This window comes from Pseudomonas sp. NPDC087690 (assembly GCF_044743175.1).
Lineage (GTDB): Bacteria > Pseudomonadota > Gammaproteobacteria > Pseudomonadales > Pseudomonadaceae > Aquipseudomonas.
The window spans coordinates 1-14,738 of record NZ_JBIUVX010000067.1 but is presented as its reverse complement, the minus strand read 5'-3'; the positions used below and the strand labels follow the sequence as shown (position 1 = coordinate 14,738).

The 14,738-nt window shown below is 59.9% G+C and carries 11 protein-coding genes; 3 read left to right on the top strand and 8 right to left on the bottom strand.

Annotation, left to right across the window (positions count from 1 at the left end):
• The coding region (locus ACIPIZ_RS28485) for a DUF6531 domain-containing protein (protein WP_401168807.1) at window positions 1–3,938 on the bottom strand (3,938 nt) is incomplete at its 3' end.
• Window positions 3,939–4,185: 247 nt separating this feature from the next.
• On the opposite strand from ACIPIZ_RS28485, the gene ACIPIZ_RS28480 reads away from it, so the two are divergent.
• Entirely contained in the window at window positions 4,186–4,881 is a 696-nt protein-coding gene (locus tag ACIPIZ_RS28480; RefSeq protein WP_401168810.1) for an HAD-IA family hydrolase, read from the top strand.
• A 75-nt stretch (window positions 4,882–4,956) separates the two neighbouring features.
• Here the strand turns inward: ACIPIZ_RS28480 and ACIPIZ_RS28475 are convergent, their stop codons facing one another.
• Window positions 4,957–5,703, bottom strand: a complete 747-nt coding sequence (locus ACIPIZ_RS28475) for a 3-oxoacyl-ACP reductase family protein (protein WP_064391249.1) — start codon at window positions 5,701–5,703, stop codon at window positions 4,957–4,959.
• A gap of 127 nt (window positions 5,704–5,830) precedes the next feature.
• On the opposite strand from ACIPIZ_RS28475, the gene ACIPIZ_RS28470 reads away from it, so the two are divergent.
• Window positions 5,831–6,757 (top strand): LysR family transcriptional regulator, encoded by a 927-nt coding sequence (locus ACIPIZ_RS28470; RefSeq protein WP_401168803.1) that lies wholly within the window; start codon window positions 5,831–5,833, stop codon window positions 6,755–6,757.
• A gap of 133 nt (window positions 6,758–6,890) precedes the next feature.
• On the opposite strand, the gene ACIPIZ_RS28465 is transcribed toward ACIPIZ_RS28470, so the two are convergent.
• The 3 genes from ACIPIZ_RS28465 to ACIPIZ_RS28455 all read right to left on the bottom strand — a co-directional run bounded on the left by ACIPIZ_RS28465 (window position 6,891) and on the right by ACIPIZ_RS28455 (window position 10,527).
• On the bottom strand, window positions 6,891–7,619 hold the full coding sequence (locus tag ACIPIZ_RS28465) for an aspartate/glutamate racemase family protein (protein WP_401168800.1): 729 nt from the start codon (window positions 7,617–7,619) through the stop codon (window positions 6,891–6,893).
• 55 nt (window positions 7,620–7,674) lie between these two features.
• Window positions 7,675–9,213 (bottom strand): NCS1 family nucleobase:cation symporter-1, encoded by a 1,539-nt coding sequence (locus ACIPIZ_RS28460; protein ID WP_401168797.1) that lies wholly within the window; start codon window positions 9,211–9,213, stop codon window positions 7,675–7,677.
• A gap of 579 nt (window positions 9,214–9,792) precedes the next feature.
• Window positions 9,793–10,527, bottom strand: a complete 735-nt coding sequence (locus tag ACIPIZ_RS28455) for a phosphoadenylyl-sulfate reductase (protein ID WP_122661215.1) — start codon at window positions 10,525–10,527, stop codon at window positions 9,793–9,795.
• Window positions 10,528–10,691: 164 nt separating this feature from the next.
• Between ACIPIZ_RS28455 and thrH the strand changes: the two genes are divergently transcribed.
• Window positions 10,692–11,309: a bifunctional phosphoserine phosphatase/homoserine phosphotransferase ThrH gene (gene thrH / locus ACIPIZ_RS28450; RefSeq protein ID WP_064391254.1), complete on the top strand. Its 618-nt coding sequence runs from the start codon at window positions 10,692–10,694 to the stop codon at window positions 11,307–11,309.
• Between the two features lie 125 nt (window positions 11,310–11,434).
• Here the strand turns inward: thrH and pabB are convergent, their stop codons facing one another.
• The 3 genes from pabB to ACIPIZ_RS28435 form a co-directional block, all read right to left on the bottom strand.
• Entirely contained in the window at window positions 11,435–12,778 is a 1,344-nt protein-coding gene (gene pabB / locus ACIPIZ_RS28445; RefSeq protein ID WP_401168793.1) for an aminodeoxychorismate synthase component I, read from the bottom strand.
• A 259-nt stretch (window positions 12,779–13,037) separates the two neighbouring features.
• Window positions 13,038–14,024, bottom strand: coding sequence for an alpha-L-glutamate ligase-like protein (locus ACIPIZ_RS28440; RefSeq protein WP_064391256.1), 987 nt, complete (start codon window positions 14,022–14,024; stop codon window positions 13,038–13,040).
• On the bottom strand, window positions 14,024–14,738 hold a 715-nt coding region (locus ACIPIZ_RS28435; protein WP_401168790.1), incomplete at its 5' end, for a 7TM domain-containing protein. The genes ACIPIZ_RS28440 and ACIPIZ_RS28435, both read right to left, overlap by 1 nt.

The window sequence follows — 14,738 nt, the reverse complement described above, 5'->3', positions numbered from 1 at the left end:
CTTTCGGCGACGAGGTTGTCGCCCTGCCAGAAGAATTCGGTTACCTGGCCGTTGACGGTTTTGCGGATACGCCGGCCGAAGGCGTCGTACTGGTAACTCGCGGTCTGGCCGTCCGGTCGGGTCAGGCCGATCAGGCGGTGCTGGCTGTCGTAGCGGTATTCGCTGACGAGTTTTTGCGCGGTGCCACGGCGTTCGCGGATCAGGTTGCCGAAGGCGTCGTAGTCGTAATGCCGGTCACCCTGCATCAGCAGGCGATTGCCTTTGATCTGGCTGGGGCCGGGGCGGTCCTGCATCAGCAGGTTGCCGGCTGGGTCGTGGGCAAAGGATTCCGGCAGTTCGTCGCGCGAATGGCGCACGCGGATCAGCCGGTCGAGGGCGTCGTAGGCGTAGGTGCGCTGGCCGTGGCGGGTGTCGGCGATGTGTTCCAGATTGCCGTTGGCGCTGTAGGCATAGTCGCGGCGGTACAGCGCATCGTGGGAATGACCTACTGCATGGGCGAGCAATCGGCCCTGATCGTCGTAAGAATATTCGCTGAGCAGCAGGCCTTGCTGGCGTTGTTGTTCACGCCCGCACTGAAAGACATGCGTGGTCAGTTGCGCGCCGTTGAGGTCGATGCCGGTCAGCGCGCCGCCCTTGGCGTAGTGGTAATCGAGCTTGCTGTTGTCCGGCAGGCGCAGGCGTTTGAGCTGACCGCAGGCGTCATAGCTGTAACGCAGCGTGCCCCAGCCCTGATGCTCGGTGATCAGTCGGTCCTGACGGTCGTACTCGAAGGCCAGCGGATGGTTCTGGCCGTCATCGACGCCGGTCAAACGACCGAGGCGGTCGTATTGATAGCTGACCTTGACCCCGTCCGGCAGGGTTTTGACCAACAGGCGCCCGGCGCTGTCGCGTGCATACGCCGTGACCAGCTGCGAGCCGTCATCGCCGTATTCGGTTTTCTCCAGCAGATGGCCGTTGAGGTCGTAGGCATACGCGGTGCGCCGCCCGTCGAAGCCGGTTTCCTGGCGGATCAGTCCGGTCGGCGTGTAGTCCAGCCGATACTTTTCGCCGGACTCGTTTTCAATCTCGGTGAGCAACAACTGCGCATGGTCGTAGCGGTACTGCACCCGCGTGCCGTCGGGGTTGATCCGCCGCGAGACCAGGTGCAGGTCATCGTCGTATTCATAACGGGTGATGCGCCCCAGTTCATCGCGTTCGGCAGTGACCTGGCCGTAAGCGCCGTAGCTGCAAGCGCGAGTAGCGCCGCTCGGCAACGTCGTCTGAGCCAGCCGACCCGCCGCGTCCCACTGTTGACGGGTCACTGCACCATGTTCGTCTACGGTGGTGGTCCGCCGCCCCAACGCGTCGTAGGAAAAGTGCCGTACGCCACCGTCAGGCGATGTCTCTTCAATGAGCTGACCGAGGTCATTCCACGCCAGCCGAATCCGGCTGCTGTCCGGGTAACGGATCGACAGCAGTTGCCCGCGTACGTCGTAGTAGTAATGCGTGACCTTGCCGTCGGGATCGACTGCTTCGGTGACATCGCCCTCGGCATTGCGCCGATAGAGCCACACCGCATCAAGGCGTGAACGCCGGTAGAGGAAACCGTTGCGGTACTCGTAGGACGTTGGCGCGTCATCCGGCGGAATCAGTGCGATCAGCCGTCCGACTTCGTCGTAGCGGTATTCGGTGACGGCGCCTAACGCATCCTGCTCGGCAATCAGGCGCCCGGCATCGTCATAGGCCTTGAGCTGCTCGCCGCCATCGGCCTCGACCTTGCGCACCAGCCGCGCTTGATCGTCGTGGACGTAAACCTCTTCGGTGCCATCGACGTAATACACCGTGACACTGCCGTCGTCGCCCCAGACGTAACGGGTGTTCATCTGCGAGAACGAGGCCCAGTGCCTTACGCAGCGCGCCGATTTGCCCGAGCGCTCCCACGCCCAGAAGAAACTCGCGCCACCAGCCAGTTGCCGCTGCAAAATGACGTGGGTGTCATCGTAGTCATAACGCTCGCTGTCACCGACCGCGTTGGTCGCGGCCAACAAGCGTTGACGGGCGTCGTAGCAGTAGCTGACGAGGTTTTGTTCGGTGTGCCAGGTGCCTTCAGACCACACCTGATAATCGACACCGACCAACTGCGCGCGGTCATAGCGCAACAACAGCGAACGCCCGGCACCGTTATCCAGTCGCTGCACCCGGTCAGACCGATCGCGCTGCAGCGTCAGACGATTGCCATAAACATCACTGATTGCCGTCAGCCGACCCGCGCGAAAGTGATAGAACCGCGCTGTGTCCCCAGCCAACGCAAGGATCAGTTCCTCCGGCTCATCGCCAAGGAAGATCGCTGCCCGCGACAAACTGTTGTGAATCGCCGGTCGCTCGACGCTCGGCAGCGGGAACCGCGTTCGACGGTTTTCGTGGTCGACCCAGACGACCTCATCACCCAAAAACTCCAGCCGATGCGCCAGCGAATGGCTCCAGCCAAAGCCCAGCCCGACATCGATCTCGACGGCGCTCGAGCGATACAGACGGCTGAACTCGAACGGCAGCACGCCATCGAGCACCGCATCGGTCAGGGTCAGCAGTTCTTCGCCGGTGACCATCGACACCGGACAACCATCGGTGCAGGTCAGCGGTACGCAATCGGCGCTGTCGCCGTTGGGGTTTTTTGCTTGATCGGGTGAGTCATCGTGATGCTCATGCCGCTGCAATTGAGCCATGCCGCGTGACTTGTCCCGCGCGATAGGCAGGGGATTAGCCACCTTCAAAACCATGGAGTCAGCCTGGCGAATGTTCAACGCAATGGCTGGCGTCGGGTTCAACTCGACATCACGCGCGTTAACCGCGAGCGGCTTCAGCACGCGCGCATGCCCGCTCAGCTCGGACGCCGGGTTCAGCTCCGCCAACCGCGACGCCGAAGCCGTCAACCATTCCCGCGCCCGCGGCGACTTGATCTTCGCCAATACCTTGCTGCTCAAGCGCATCTGCACACCGACGCCGCCACACACCCTCATCAATAGAAAGCTGATCAGCAGTTCGGCGCGAACTTCGGCGACTACTTCCGCCAGGTACTGCGGTGGCAACATCTTCAGCCAACTGGTAAATGCCGCCAGATGAATGAACAGCAGCGGCTCATCACTGAGCATCAGCAAAGCGTTGGCGATGGCTTCGCTGGAGGCTTGCAGCAGCGCCGCAAGTTCAACCGGGCTCAGGTAGCCCAGGAGTTTTTCGCTGTTGGCCTGCAAGTCGGCGAGGAGAGCGAACAGTTGCTTGATGTCATCCCAAACCCCGTTCAGGACATTCTCGAATCCGCGCCAGTCTGCCTGCTGCAACTGACCATAACGGTCAAGAAATCCGGCGCTGGAAAACTCCTTCCACTGCGGCTGGAACCCAGTCCACTCGTCACGCAGCCAGCCTTCCAGATGGGCGAGCGTTGCCTCGTAGGAGGCATACAGCGTCCGCACATGCTCGGCGCAAACATCGGGAAAGAAGGTGATGCGATAACGCTGGCCCCGATCGCAGTCGGCCACTTGCAGAATGCCGCTCGAGCCGATGGTGTAGTGCAGCGGCTCGCCAAAGGTCAGGACGCCGTCGATTTCTGCCAGCACCGGTTCGAGTGTTACCGGGGTATCGCCGATCGGCACGAACCGAGCCGCGTCGAACATGTGCACCAGCGTCAACGGCCCGCTGGCCGGACACATCGCCACCGATGAACTGATCGGTTGACGAGACTTGATCGGTGCGCTGAGGCGTACGTCGTTGCCGACGGTGAACACTTGTTCGGCATCCAGCGCCGTCCCGGTCCAGAACTGCTCGGCCCAGGCCTCGTAGTCGTTGAGGCACAGGCGAAACTCCCTGATCAGGCTTTCAAAATCCGGATGCCGGGGATTGAGCGCTGCAACTACCAGCAGGCCGATGCTGTTGTTCAGGGCCAGTAACCGATCGGTCTCAAGCATTCGCAGTCTCTCGCGCACGTCAAAAAAGGTGCGGGGACTTTGCTGGGGATGAAAAAGGAAAGAAGTCGGGTAAGTAGGTGATGCCTGTAGGATGTTTCGCTAAATGCTTGCGAGTAGTTCATCGGTTCAACGGAGATTGCCCGTTGCCCAATGTCCTTCGCGCTCGTTATGCTGCTGAACCCTTTAATCAGATCCGAGCAGCGACCTGCTTCAGGCGCCTGGGATGTCTTTTTTAACGGATCCGATGATGAATGCACCGCTGAAGGCGTTCGGCCCGATCAAGGCCGTGATTTTCGATATGGACGGTTTGCTGCTGGACACCGAGGGCATTTACACCGAGGTCACCTCGCTGATTGCCCAGCGTTACGGGCGCACCTTCGACTGGAGCGTCAAGCAGAACATCATTGGTCGCGGTGCCAACGACCTGGCGAACTACGTGGTGCAGGCGCTGGATCTGCCGATCACCGCCGAAGAATTTCTGGTGATCCGCGAGCCATTGATGCGTGAGCGTTTTCCCACTGCGCAAGCGATGCCGGGTGCCGAGGAACTGATCCGTCACCTCAAGGCGCACAACATTCCCATCGCGGTGGGCACCAGTTCGTCGCGCCAGTCGTTTGGCCAGAAAACCACGCTGCACCGCGACTGGTTTGCGTTGTTTGATTACATCGTTACGGCGGACGACCCGGAAGTCGGCGCGGCTAAACCTGCTCCGGACATTTTCTTCACTGCTGCCCGGCGTCTGGGCGTTGCACCTGAAGATTGTCTGGTGTTCGAGGATTCGCCATTTGGCGTGACCGCCGCGAAAGCCGCCGGGATGACTGCCATCGCCATCCCTGATGCGGCCATGGCCGATGAAAAATACGCACACGCTGACGGGATTCTTCGTACGCTGAAAGCCTTCACACCGAGTGCCTGCGGCTTGCCGGCGCTGGAATGGGCTTGAACACCTGACACAGAAAAACGCCGCCCCTCTGTAAAAAGAGGGGCGGCGTTTTTCGTTCAGGCGATTCGGAAACAATCAGGCGCCGAAACCACCGTCGATGGTCAGGCTGGCACCGGTGATGTAACCGGCTTCCGGGCCCGCCAGATAAGCGACGAAGCTGGCGATTTCCTCGGCTTTACCGTAGCGACCGACGGCCATCAGCGGGATCAGGCTTTCGGCGAAGTCACCCTGCGCCGGGTTCATGTCGGTGTCGACCGGGCCAGGTTGCACGTTGTTGACGGTGATGCCGCGAGGGCCAAGATCGCGGGCCAGGCCTTTGGTCAAACCGACCAGCGCCGATTTACTCATCGCATACACACCGCCGCCGGCGAAGGGCATGCGGTCGGCGTTGGTGCTGCCGATGTTGATGATGCGTGCGCCTTCGCCCATGTGTTTGGCGGCTTCCTGCGAGGCGATGAATACGCTGCGAATGTTGATCGCCACAGTCTGGTCGAAGTCTTCGAGTTTGAAGTCTTCCAGTGGTGCGACGGCCAGGACGCCAGCGTTGTTAACCAGAATATCGACTCGGCCAAAGGCTTCGACGGTGGCGTTGACGGCGTGGCGAATGGCGGCGGCATCGGCGCTGTCGGCTTTGATCGCCAGAGCTTTGCCACCGTTGGCGGTGATGCTGTTTTGCAACTCTTCAGCTTTCGCGGCGGAGCTGACGTAAGTGAAGGCTACTGCAGCGCCTTCAGCGGCGAGACGTTTGACGATGGCAGCGCCGATACCACGGGAACCGCCTTGAATCAGAGCGACTTTACCGCTGAGGTGTTGAGTGGTCATGTTCGATCTCCAGAGTGTTCAAGGCGGGAGTGCCTTGGTATTGGTGGCGAGTATCGGCTTGGTATCGACAACTGTGTAGACCATGATTGCTATAGTCTGTGTAAACCAGAAGTTTATAGTGGCGATCATGGAAACCTTCAGCAGCATCGAATGCTTCGTGCGCAGTGCCGAGGTCGGCAGCTTTGCCGAAGCCGCGCGGCGCTTGAGTCTGACCCCGGCGGCAGTCGGCAAGAGTGTGGCCAAGCTTGAAGTGCGGCTTGGCGTACGGCTGTTCCAGCGTAGTACACGCAGCCTGACGCTGACCGAGGCCGGACAACTTTTCCTCAATCAGGTCAGTGGCAGCCTGACCACTATTCAAAATGCCGTGGCCAATCTGTCCAGTGTCGAAGGGCTTCCGGCGGGAACGCTGAAGGTGAGCATGGGCGCAGCGTTCGGCTGTCTGCACATCGTGCCGATGCTCGGAGAGTTTTTGCGGCGATATCCGGCGATCAACCCGGACTGGCATTTCGATAATCGACAGGTCGATCTGATCGGGCAGGGCTTCGACGCGGCCATCGGCGGCGGCTTCGAGCTGCCGCAAGGCGTGATTGCGCGCAAGTTGACACCGGCGCATCGGATATTGGTCGCGTCCGCTGAGTATTTGCAGACCAATTCCGTGATCGCCGAGCCGGACGACCTCAGCCATCACGACGGCATTCTGATCCGCTCGCCGCAAACCGGGCGTGTGCGTTCCTGGCAATTGACCGGACGTAATCCACAGAATTGTCGGCCGTTGATGCTCAAGGCGCGAATGACCATGAGTGATTCCGAGGCCGCTTGCAGGACGGCGGCGCAAGGCTTGGGAATTGCGCTGGTGAGCATGCCGTTTGCGGTGGGGTATCTGGAGTCGGGGAGGCTGCAGCGGGTGTTGCCGGACTGGTTTGTCGATGATGGCAATATTTCGATTTACTACGCCGAGCATAAGTTGCTGCCGGGCAAGACGCGGGCGTTTGTGGATTTTGTGATTGAGCAGTTTGCGGAGCGGGGGTTGGCGCGGCGGTTCAGTGCGATTTGAGCATGGTTTTAGACCGCGGCGCGGCCATCGCGGGCAAGCCCGCTCCCACAGGGTTTTGTGTTGTGCCACAAAATCTGTGGGCAACTCAGAACCTGTGGGAGCGTGGCTTGCCCGCGATGAACGATAACGCGGTCTAGCGGGCAAACCGCCCCGGCCAGCCAATGATGTTCTTCGGTCGCGGCGTCGCATACGTTCGCACCTTCGACGTCGACAAGCGCAAGCGCACCAGCGATTCCGCAATCGTCACCGCTGCCGTCACGCCGTCCACCACCGGCACGCCGGTACGTCGACGAATCTGTTCATCCAGCCCGGCCATGCCGCCGCAACCCAGGCAAATCACCTCGGCTTTATCCTGCGTCACCGCCAGTTCCGCCTGTTGCACGATGGCTTCCAGCGCACGCTGCGGCTCGTGTTCCAGTTCCAGAACGGCCAAACCACTGGCACGCACTGAAGCGCAGCGATCCCACAGACCGGACAATTTCAACCGATCCTCAATCAGCGGCACGGTGCGATCCAGCGTGGTCACCACCGAATACGCGTGGCCGAGAAACATCGCCGTACTCGCCGCCGCATCAGTGATATCCACCACAGGAACGTTGAGCAATTCCTGCAAACCTTCACGGCCATGTTCGCCATAACCGGCCTGAATCACCGCATCGAACGGCTGATCGTAGGCCATCACCCGATCCATCACCGCGATGGCCGCCAGGTAGCTTTCGAAATTGCCTTCAATCGAGTCGGCGCCAAAGAACGGCGTCAAACCGACGATTTCAGTACCCGGTGAAGCGACAGCCTGCGCCGAGCGGGCGATGGCATCGGTGATGGATTCGGTGGTGTTGACGTTGGCCACGAGAATACGCATGGGGAAATCCTTATAGCGGGCAGTTCTGCGACCCGAAGTCCGGGCCGCGAGGGAGTTAATGGCAGACGTTGTCGACCGCAATGGATTCGCCACTGACGTCGGCGTAGTGCGGCAGACGTTTGGCGATGATCAGGTAAAGCATTCCGGCAATCCCCGCACCGATCAGCCAGGAGAACGGCGAGACGTTGTGGAAACCGGGAACCAGCGCGAGGACGATGGCGATCAGCGCCGCAGGAATAAACGCCGCCACCGCACGGAAATTGATCCCGTGGCTGTAGTAATAGGCGCCGTTGGGATCTTCGCTGTAGAGCTGCGGGACGTTGATCCGGCCTTTGCGGATCAGCCAATAGTCGACCATGATCACGCCGTACAGCGGGCCGAGCAGGGCGCCGAGGCCGGACAGGAAGTACACGATCACCAATGGGCTGTTGTAGAGATTCCACGGCAGAATCAACACGGCGATGGTGGCGCTGATCAGCCCGGCGCGGCGGAAGGTCAGGTATTTTGGCGCCAGGTTACTGAGGACGAAGGCCGGAGCGACGAAGTTGGCCATGATGTTCACCGCCACTGTGACGATCAGAAACGCCAGGCAACCGAGCACCAGGAAGAAGGTGTTGGGGATCGAGGCGATGATTTCGGTCGGGCTCTCGATGATCCGGCCATTGATCTGAAATTGCGCGCCACAGAGCAGGACAGTAATCGCGGCGAACACCAGAATATTCACCGGCAAACCCCAGAAATTTCCCACCTTGATGGTCTTGCGGCACGGCGAAGAGCGGGCGAAGTCGCAGAAGTTGAGAATCAACGTGCCGTAGATCGCCAGCCACAACGCGCCGCCGGCAAAGATGTTGCGCCACATCTCGCCACCGGTCAGCGGTTCGCGAGTCGACCAAGCGATGGTCGCGTTGGCCTGGAAGTACATCCACGCGGCAAGCGCAGCGACGGTCAGCAGAATCACCGGTCCGGCAAACGCTTCGTAGCGGCGCACCATTTCCATGCCGTAGGCAAGGATCGCCAGTTGCACGAACCAGATCGCCACGAAACACACCCAGCCCAAAGTCGACAGGCCAAGAATCGAGTTGTGGTCGTATTCGGCGAAACCGGGGTGTACCGCTGTGAGCAATACGCGAAAGACCACCGAGGCCAGGTACGTCTGAATACCGAACCAGGCAATGGCGATAACCGCCCGGATCAACGCAGGAATCTGCGCCCCGTGAATGCCGAAACTGATCCGGCTGATGACCGGAAACGGCACGCCGGTTTTCTGTCCCATGTAGCCGGACAGGTTCATGAAGAAATACACCAGCGCCGCGCCGATCCCCAGCGACAACAGAATCTGCCAGCCACCCAGGCCCAACGCGTACAAGCCGATGGCGAAGGAGTAGTTGGCGATGTTGTGCACGTCGTTCGTCCACAGGGCGAAAATGCTGTATTTGCCCCAGCGTCGACCTTCGGCCTTGGTCGGTGCCAGGTCGCTATTGTGCAGGCGCGGACTGAGTTTTAGCGGCTCGGTGAGTCCGTCATGGGGTAACGGTTGGGTAACGGGAGAGGCGGGCAGATTCAGCGCGATGTTATTGGAGAGACTTGTACGCATTCCGGCAGGCTCCTGATGTTCAGGGCCGCGATGACTGTACATAAGCCGTCAGGCTCGACAAATCTTCGTCGCGGCAGTGAAAAACATCACTGGTTACGGGGCATCTGCAGCCTGTACGGGATAGGGCGCTTCAGGCTTGCGGATCGAAAGTGTGGGTATGTTCTGCAGTTTTGTATACAAAACATGTATGCACTAAAGCCAGATTTGTGCCAGTTAGCGGTCTATGCGCAGCTGTGCTCATTTCGAAAAGTTATCGATGCACGCTAAGTCTTTGAAAATAAGTGGTTAAAAATTGACCGTTTGAACAGGTATTTATTTTTGATGAGGGATTTTCAGGAAAGGCGAGAGCGAGGGGTTTTCAGGCGGGATGTAACTTTTCAGGGCGCGGAAACAAAAAAGTGCACACATAAATGGCACCGATGGTGACATTCGTGTGTACACATTTATTGAGTCGCTAGTGACCTTTGTAGGAGTGAGCCTGCTCGCGATAGCGGTGTATCAGCCAAAAAAATCATCGGCTGATAAACCGCTATCGCGAGCAGGCTCACTCCTACAGGGGGAAATCAGCGCGGCAGGGAGTTACGCCTTGCTGATGATATTCCCCGCATGCAGCCCGCATTCTTTCTGCGTCGCTTCTTCCCACCACCAGCGACCTTCACGCTCATGCTGGTTCGGCAGAACAGGGCGGGTGCACGGTTCGCAGCCAATGCTGATGAAGCCGCGCTCATGCAGGCTGTTGTACGGCAGCTCGAGCATGCGGATGTAGCCCCAGATCTCTTCGCTGGTCATCTGCGCCAGCGGGTTGAACTTGTACAGGGTGCGTTCCGGCGTGGAGAACGCGCCGTCGATTTCCATCACCGCCACGGCGCTGCGGGTGCCGGGGCTCTGGTCGCGGCGCTGGCCGGTAGCCCAGGCTTTGACGCCGGACAGTTTGCGGCGCAGCGGCTCGATCTTGCGGATGCCACAGCATTCGCCGTGGCCGTCCTTGTAGAAACTGAACAGGCCTTTTTCCTTCACGAACGGTTCCAGTTTCGTGTAGTCCGGCGAGACGATTTCGATATCGATCTTGTAGTGCTCGCGCACCTGCTCGATGAAGCGGTAGGTCTCCGGGTGCAAGCGGCCGGTGTCGAGGCTGAACACCTTGACGTTTTTGTTGAGCTTCCAGGCCATGTCCACCAGCACCACATCCTCGGCGCCGCTGAAAGATATCCACAAGTCATCGCCGAACTCGGCAAACGCGAGTTTGAGGATGTCTTGCGCGGATTTGTTGGCATAGGTCGTGGCGAGTTCCACGACGTCGAACGTTGCACTCATCAGGGCGGCTTCCTACAGGTCAGTGGCGCTGGGCGCTCTATATGGGGCCGATGGTAACAAAAAGCTGCGTGGCTCGGGGTGCGCTGTGCGTTGCGCGAGTGGATTTGAGCCGCTAGAGTTCGGCCTCGCTCGACTCAAATAATCAATACAAACGGGAGTGTCTTGTGGAAATTGCTTGCCTGGATCTTGAAGGGGTGTTGGTGCCGGAAATCTGGATCGCCTTCGCCGAAAAAACCGGAATCGACTCCCTCAAGGCCACCACCCGGGACATTCCCGATTACGACGTGCTGATGAAGCAGCGTCTGCGCATCCTCGACGAGCACGGCTTGAAGCTGTCCGATATTCAGGAAGTGATCGCCACGTTGAAGCCGCTGGACGGCGCGGTGGAGTTCGTCAACTGGCTGCGTGAGCGCTTTCAAGTGGTGATTCTGTCGGATACGTTTTATGAGTTTTCCCAGCCGCTGATGCGTCAGTTGGGCTTCCCGACCTTGCTTTGCCATCGTCTGATCACTGACGAAAGCGGGCGGGTGACCAGCTACCAGTTGCGGCAGAAAGATCCGAAGCGCCAGTCGGTGCTGGCGTTCAAGAGCCTGTATTACCGGGTGATTGCGGCGGGGGATTCGTATAACGATACGACGATGCTGGGCGAGGCGGATGCGGGGATTCTGTTTCATGCGCCGGAGAATGTGATTCGCGAGTTTCCGCAGTTTCCGGCGGTGCACAGCTTTGCCGAGTTGAAGCAGGAATTCTTAAAGGCCTCCAACCGCGACCTCAGCCTGTAAGCCTGGCTACCTGATGATCGTTCCCACGCTCTGCGTGGGAATGCCTCAATGGACGCTCCGCGTCCGCTTGGGACGCGGAGCGCCCCGGGCTGCATTCCCACGCGGAGCGTGGGAACGATCATTGCTCAGAGGGTTTGCAGGGTTTCGAGGAGGATTCTGACTTTAGTAATCGACTCCTGATACTCCGCCTGCCAGTCCGAATCAGCAACAATCCCGCCACCGCCCCAGCAGCACACTTGCCCATCCTTGACCAACAGACTGCGAATCGCGATGGAGCTGTCCATCTCGCCGCGTACGTCCAGATAAAGCAACGAGCCGCAATACAAACCGCGTCGGGTCGGTTCCAGTTCATCAATGATCTGCATCGCACGAATCTTCGGCGCGCCGGTGATCGAGCCGCCGGGGAAGCTGCCGGCAATCAGATCCAGTGCATCGCGGTCGTCCGCCAGATCACCGGTGACGCTGCTGACCAAGTGATGCACGTTCGGATAGCTTTCCAGACTGAAGAGCTCCGGCACGCGCACCGAGCCGATGCGGCAGGTGCGCCCGAGGTCGTTGCGCAGCAGGTCGACGATCATCAGGTTTTCTGCGCGATCCTTGGGGCTGGCCAGCAGTTCGGCGGCGTTGGCGGCATCTTCTGCTGGAGTCAGGCCACGGGGGCGAGTGCCTTTGATGGGCCGGGTTTCGACTTGGCGCCGGCTGACTTTGACAAAGCGCTCGGGCGACAGGCTCAGCACTGCGTCGCCACCGGACAGGCTCTGGAAGCCGGAGAACGGCGTGGGGCAGGCTTCGCGCAATTTGCAGTAAGCCAGCCACGGATCGCCCTGACACGCCGCGCGAAAGCGCTGGGCGAAGTTGACCTGATAGCAGTCGCCGGCCTGGATGTAATGCTGAATGCGTTCGAAGGCCTGACGGTAATCGTCGGGCGAGAGGTCGGCGGTCATCGGATTGTTCAGTTTGAACGGTACCAATGTGTCTGTGTGTGGCTGAGTGAGCAGCGCTATCAGCCGTTGCTTCTCGCTATCGATCACCGACGGGTGGAAGACCAATTGGCTGGTGGCCGACTGGTGATCGCTGATCAGTGCCCAGTTGTACAGGCCAAAACGTGCATCCGGTAATTGCAGATCATCGCGAGCCTGGCTCGGCAGGTTTTCCAGATGCCGGCCGAAGTCATAGCTCAGATAGCCGATCAAGCCGCCAGCGAATGGCAGTTCGAAACCCGCTGGTAAATCAGCCTCACCGAGGCGATTCAGATTGTCACGCAGACGTTGCAGGAAATGGCTGCCGCTCTCGTCCGGCAATACCGCCAGTTGTTCCAGCGGCCAAGCGCTGAGCAGGTCATAACGGCCACGGTCAGCGCTCGGGCGGCCACTGTCGAGCAGCACGGCGCCGGGGGCGTTGCGAATGGCCGCGAAGTAGTCGGCGGGATTGGCGCGGTAGGGCAGCGGGTGTACGGAACAGGTCAACATGGGCGGGGCAGATCGGCCGTTGAAGCGGGGTGGGGATTGTAGTCCTCTCTCGGCTGTCAGATCAAAATCAAAAGCCTACCCCCTCACCCCAGCCCTCTCCCCCAAGGGGGCGAGGGAGAAAGGGAGCCGATTGGGGGCTTTACTGATCGTTCCCACGCTCTGCGTGGTAACGCCGCCATGGACGCTCTGCGTCCACTGTGACGCGGAGCGTCACGGGATGCATTCCCACGCAGAGCGTGGGAACGATCATCGGGGGAGATCAGCCTTCTACGGCGGGAATATGCCCAAACATTTCCTGGGTAAACGCCACGCGCTCTTCAACCGATTCCGTCACCCCACGCGCCTTCAGCTCTTCCAGCCGCGCTTCAACCGCATGCGTACGCAACGTCAGCCCACAGTCGTTAGCGATCTGGATATTCAGCCCCGGCCGCGCATTCAGCTCAAGAATCAGCGGACCCTTCTCCTGATCCAGCACCATGTCCACGCCGATATAACCCAACCCGCACAGCTCATAGCAGCCAGCGGCGAGTTTCATGAAACCGTCCCAGTAGGGCAGTTGCACGCCGTCCACCGCGTTGGTGGTGTCGGGGTGTTTGGTGATGATGTTGTTCAGCCAGGTGCCGCGCAGGGTCAGACCGGTCGCCAGATCGACACCGACACCGATGGCGCCCTGGTGCAGGTTGGCCTTGCCGCCGGACTGCCGGGTCGGCAGGCGCAACATCGCCATCACCGGATAACCCATCAGCACGATGATGCGAATGTCCGGCACGCCTTCGTAGCTGATGCTTTTGAAGATCTGATCCGGGGTCACCCGGTATTCGATCAGCGCCCGATCACGATGGCCGCCCAGCGAGTACAAACCGGTAAGAATGCTTGAGATGTGATGCTCAAGCTCTTCGTGGGCAATGATCTTGCCCGATACCGTGCGGTAGCGGCCTTCGAAACGGTCGGCGACAACGATGATGCCGTCACCGCCGGCGCCCTGGGCCGGTTTGATCACGAAGTCGCTGCGCCCGCCGATGATCTCGCCGAGCTTGTCGATTTCCTTCTCGGTGGAGATTACGCCATACAGTTCCGGCACGTGAATGCCGGCCGCGATGGCGCGCTCCTTGGTGATGATCTTGTCATCGACGATCGGGTACAGACTGCGCTTGTTGTACTTGAGCACGTAGTCGGCGTTACGCCGATTGATGCCCATGATGCCCCGCGCCTCCAGGGCCTTCCAGGTCTTCCAGAAACCGAACATCAGGCGTCAGCCTTCTTCAGGAAAGCCTTGAAGCGCACCAGTTCCGTCAGGCGGTAGCCGCGATAACGCCCCATCGCCAGCATGAAGCCCACCAGGATCAACAGGATCGCCGGGAAGGTGAACACGAAGTAGACCAGTTCAGGCACCGTCATGATCAGGTGCGCCAGGGACGCGGCGAACAGCGTGCCAATCGCGACTTTCATCGCATGGCTGGCGCCGCGCTCTTCCCAGGTGATCGACAGGCGTTCGATGGTCATGGTCAGAATCACCATCGGGAACAGTGCCACGGACAAGCCGCGCTCCAGACCGAGTTTATGGCTGAACAGACTGATAGCCGCGATCAGTACCACGACAAAGGTCAACACCACCGACAGTCGCGGCAGCATTTGCAACTTCAGGTGTTCCAGATAAGAACGTAATGACAGGCCCAGCGCCGTAATCACGGTAAACAGCAGAATGCCGAAGCCCAGCTGCGTTTCACGGAAGGCGAGGGCGATCAGCACCGGGGTGAATGTGCCGAGGGTCTGCAGGCCAATCAGGTTGCGCAGGATCAGGATCACCAGCACGCCGATCGGGATCATCACCATGATCATGAAGGTCTGCTGGGTCTGCAGCGGCAAGCCGTACAGCGAGTATTCGAGGAAGTTGGCGTCGGTGTTTTCGTCGGTCAGCTTGGCCAGACGAATCGCGTTCATCTCGCTGTTGTTCAGGCTG

Excerpts from the sequence above, each read along its gene's own strand:
- ACIPIZ_RS28455 (WP_122661215.1), bottom strand. The coding sequence starts at position 10,527 with ATGAGTGCAACGTTCGACGTCGTGGAACTCGCCACGACCTATGCCAAC.
- ACIPIZ_RS28465 (WP_401168800.1), bottom strand. The coding sequence starts at position 7,619 with ATGCGTATTCTCGTGGCCAACGTCAACACCACCGAATCCATCACCGAT.
- ACIPIZ_RS28470 (WP_401168803.1), top strand. The coding sequence starts at position 5,831 with ATGGAAACCTTCAGCAGCATCGAATGCTTCGTGCGCAGTGCCGAGGTC.
- ACIPIZ_RS28440 (WP_064391256.1), bottom strand. The coding sequence starts at position 14,024 with ATGTTCGGTTTCTGGAAGACCTGGAAGGCCCTGGAGGCGCGGGGCATC.
- ACIPIZ_RS28480 (WP_401168810.1), top strand. The coding sequence starts at position 4,186 with ATGAATGCACCGCTGAAGGCGTTCGGCCCGATCAAGGCCGTGATTTTC.
- ACIPIZ_RS28460 (WP_401168797.1), bottom strand. The coding sequence starts at position 9,213 with ATGCGTACAAGTCTCTCCAATAACATCGCGCTGAATCTGCCCGCCTCT.
- pabB (WP_401168793.1), bottom strand. The coding sequence starts at position 12,778 with ATGTTGACCTGTTCCGTACACCCGCTGCCCTACCGCGCCAATCCCGCC.
- ACIPIZ_RS28475 (WP_064391249.1), bottom strand. The coding sequence starts at position 5,703 with ATGACCACTCAACACCTCAGCGGTAAAGTCGCTCTGATTCAAGGCGGT.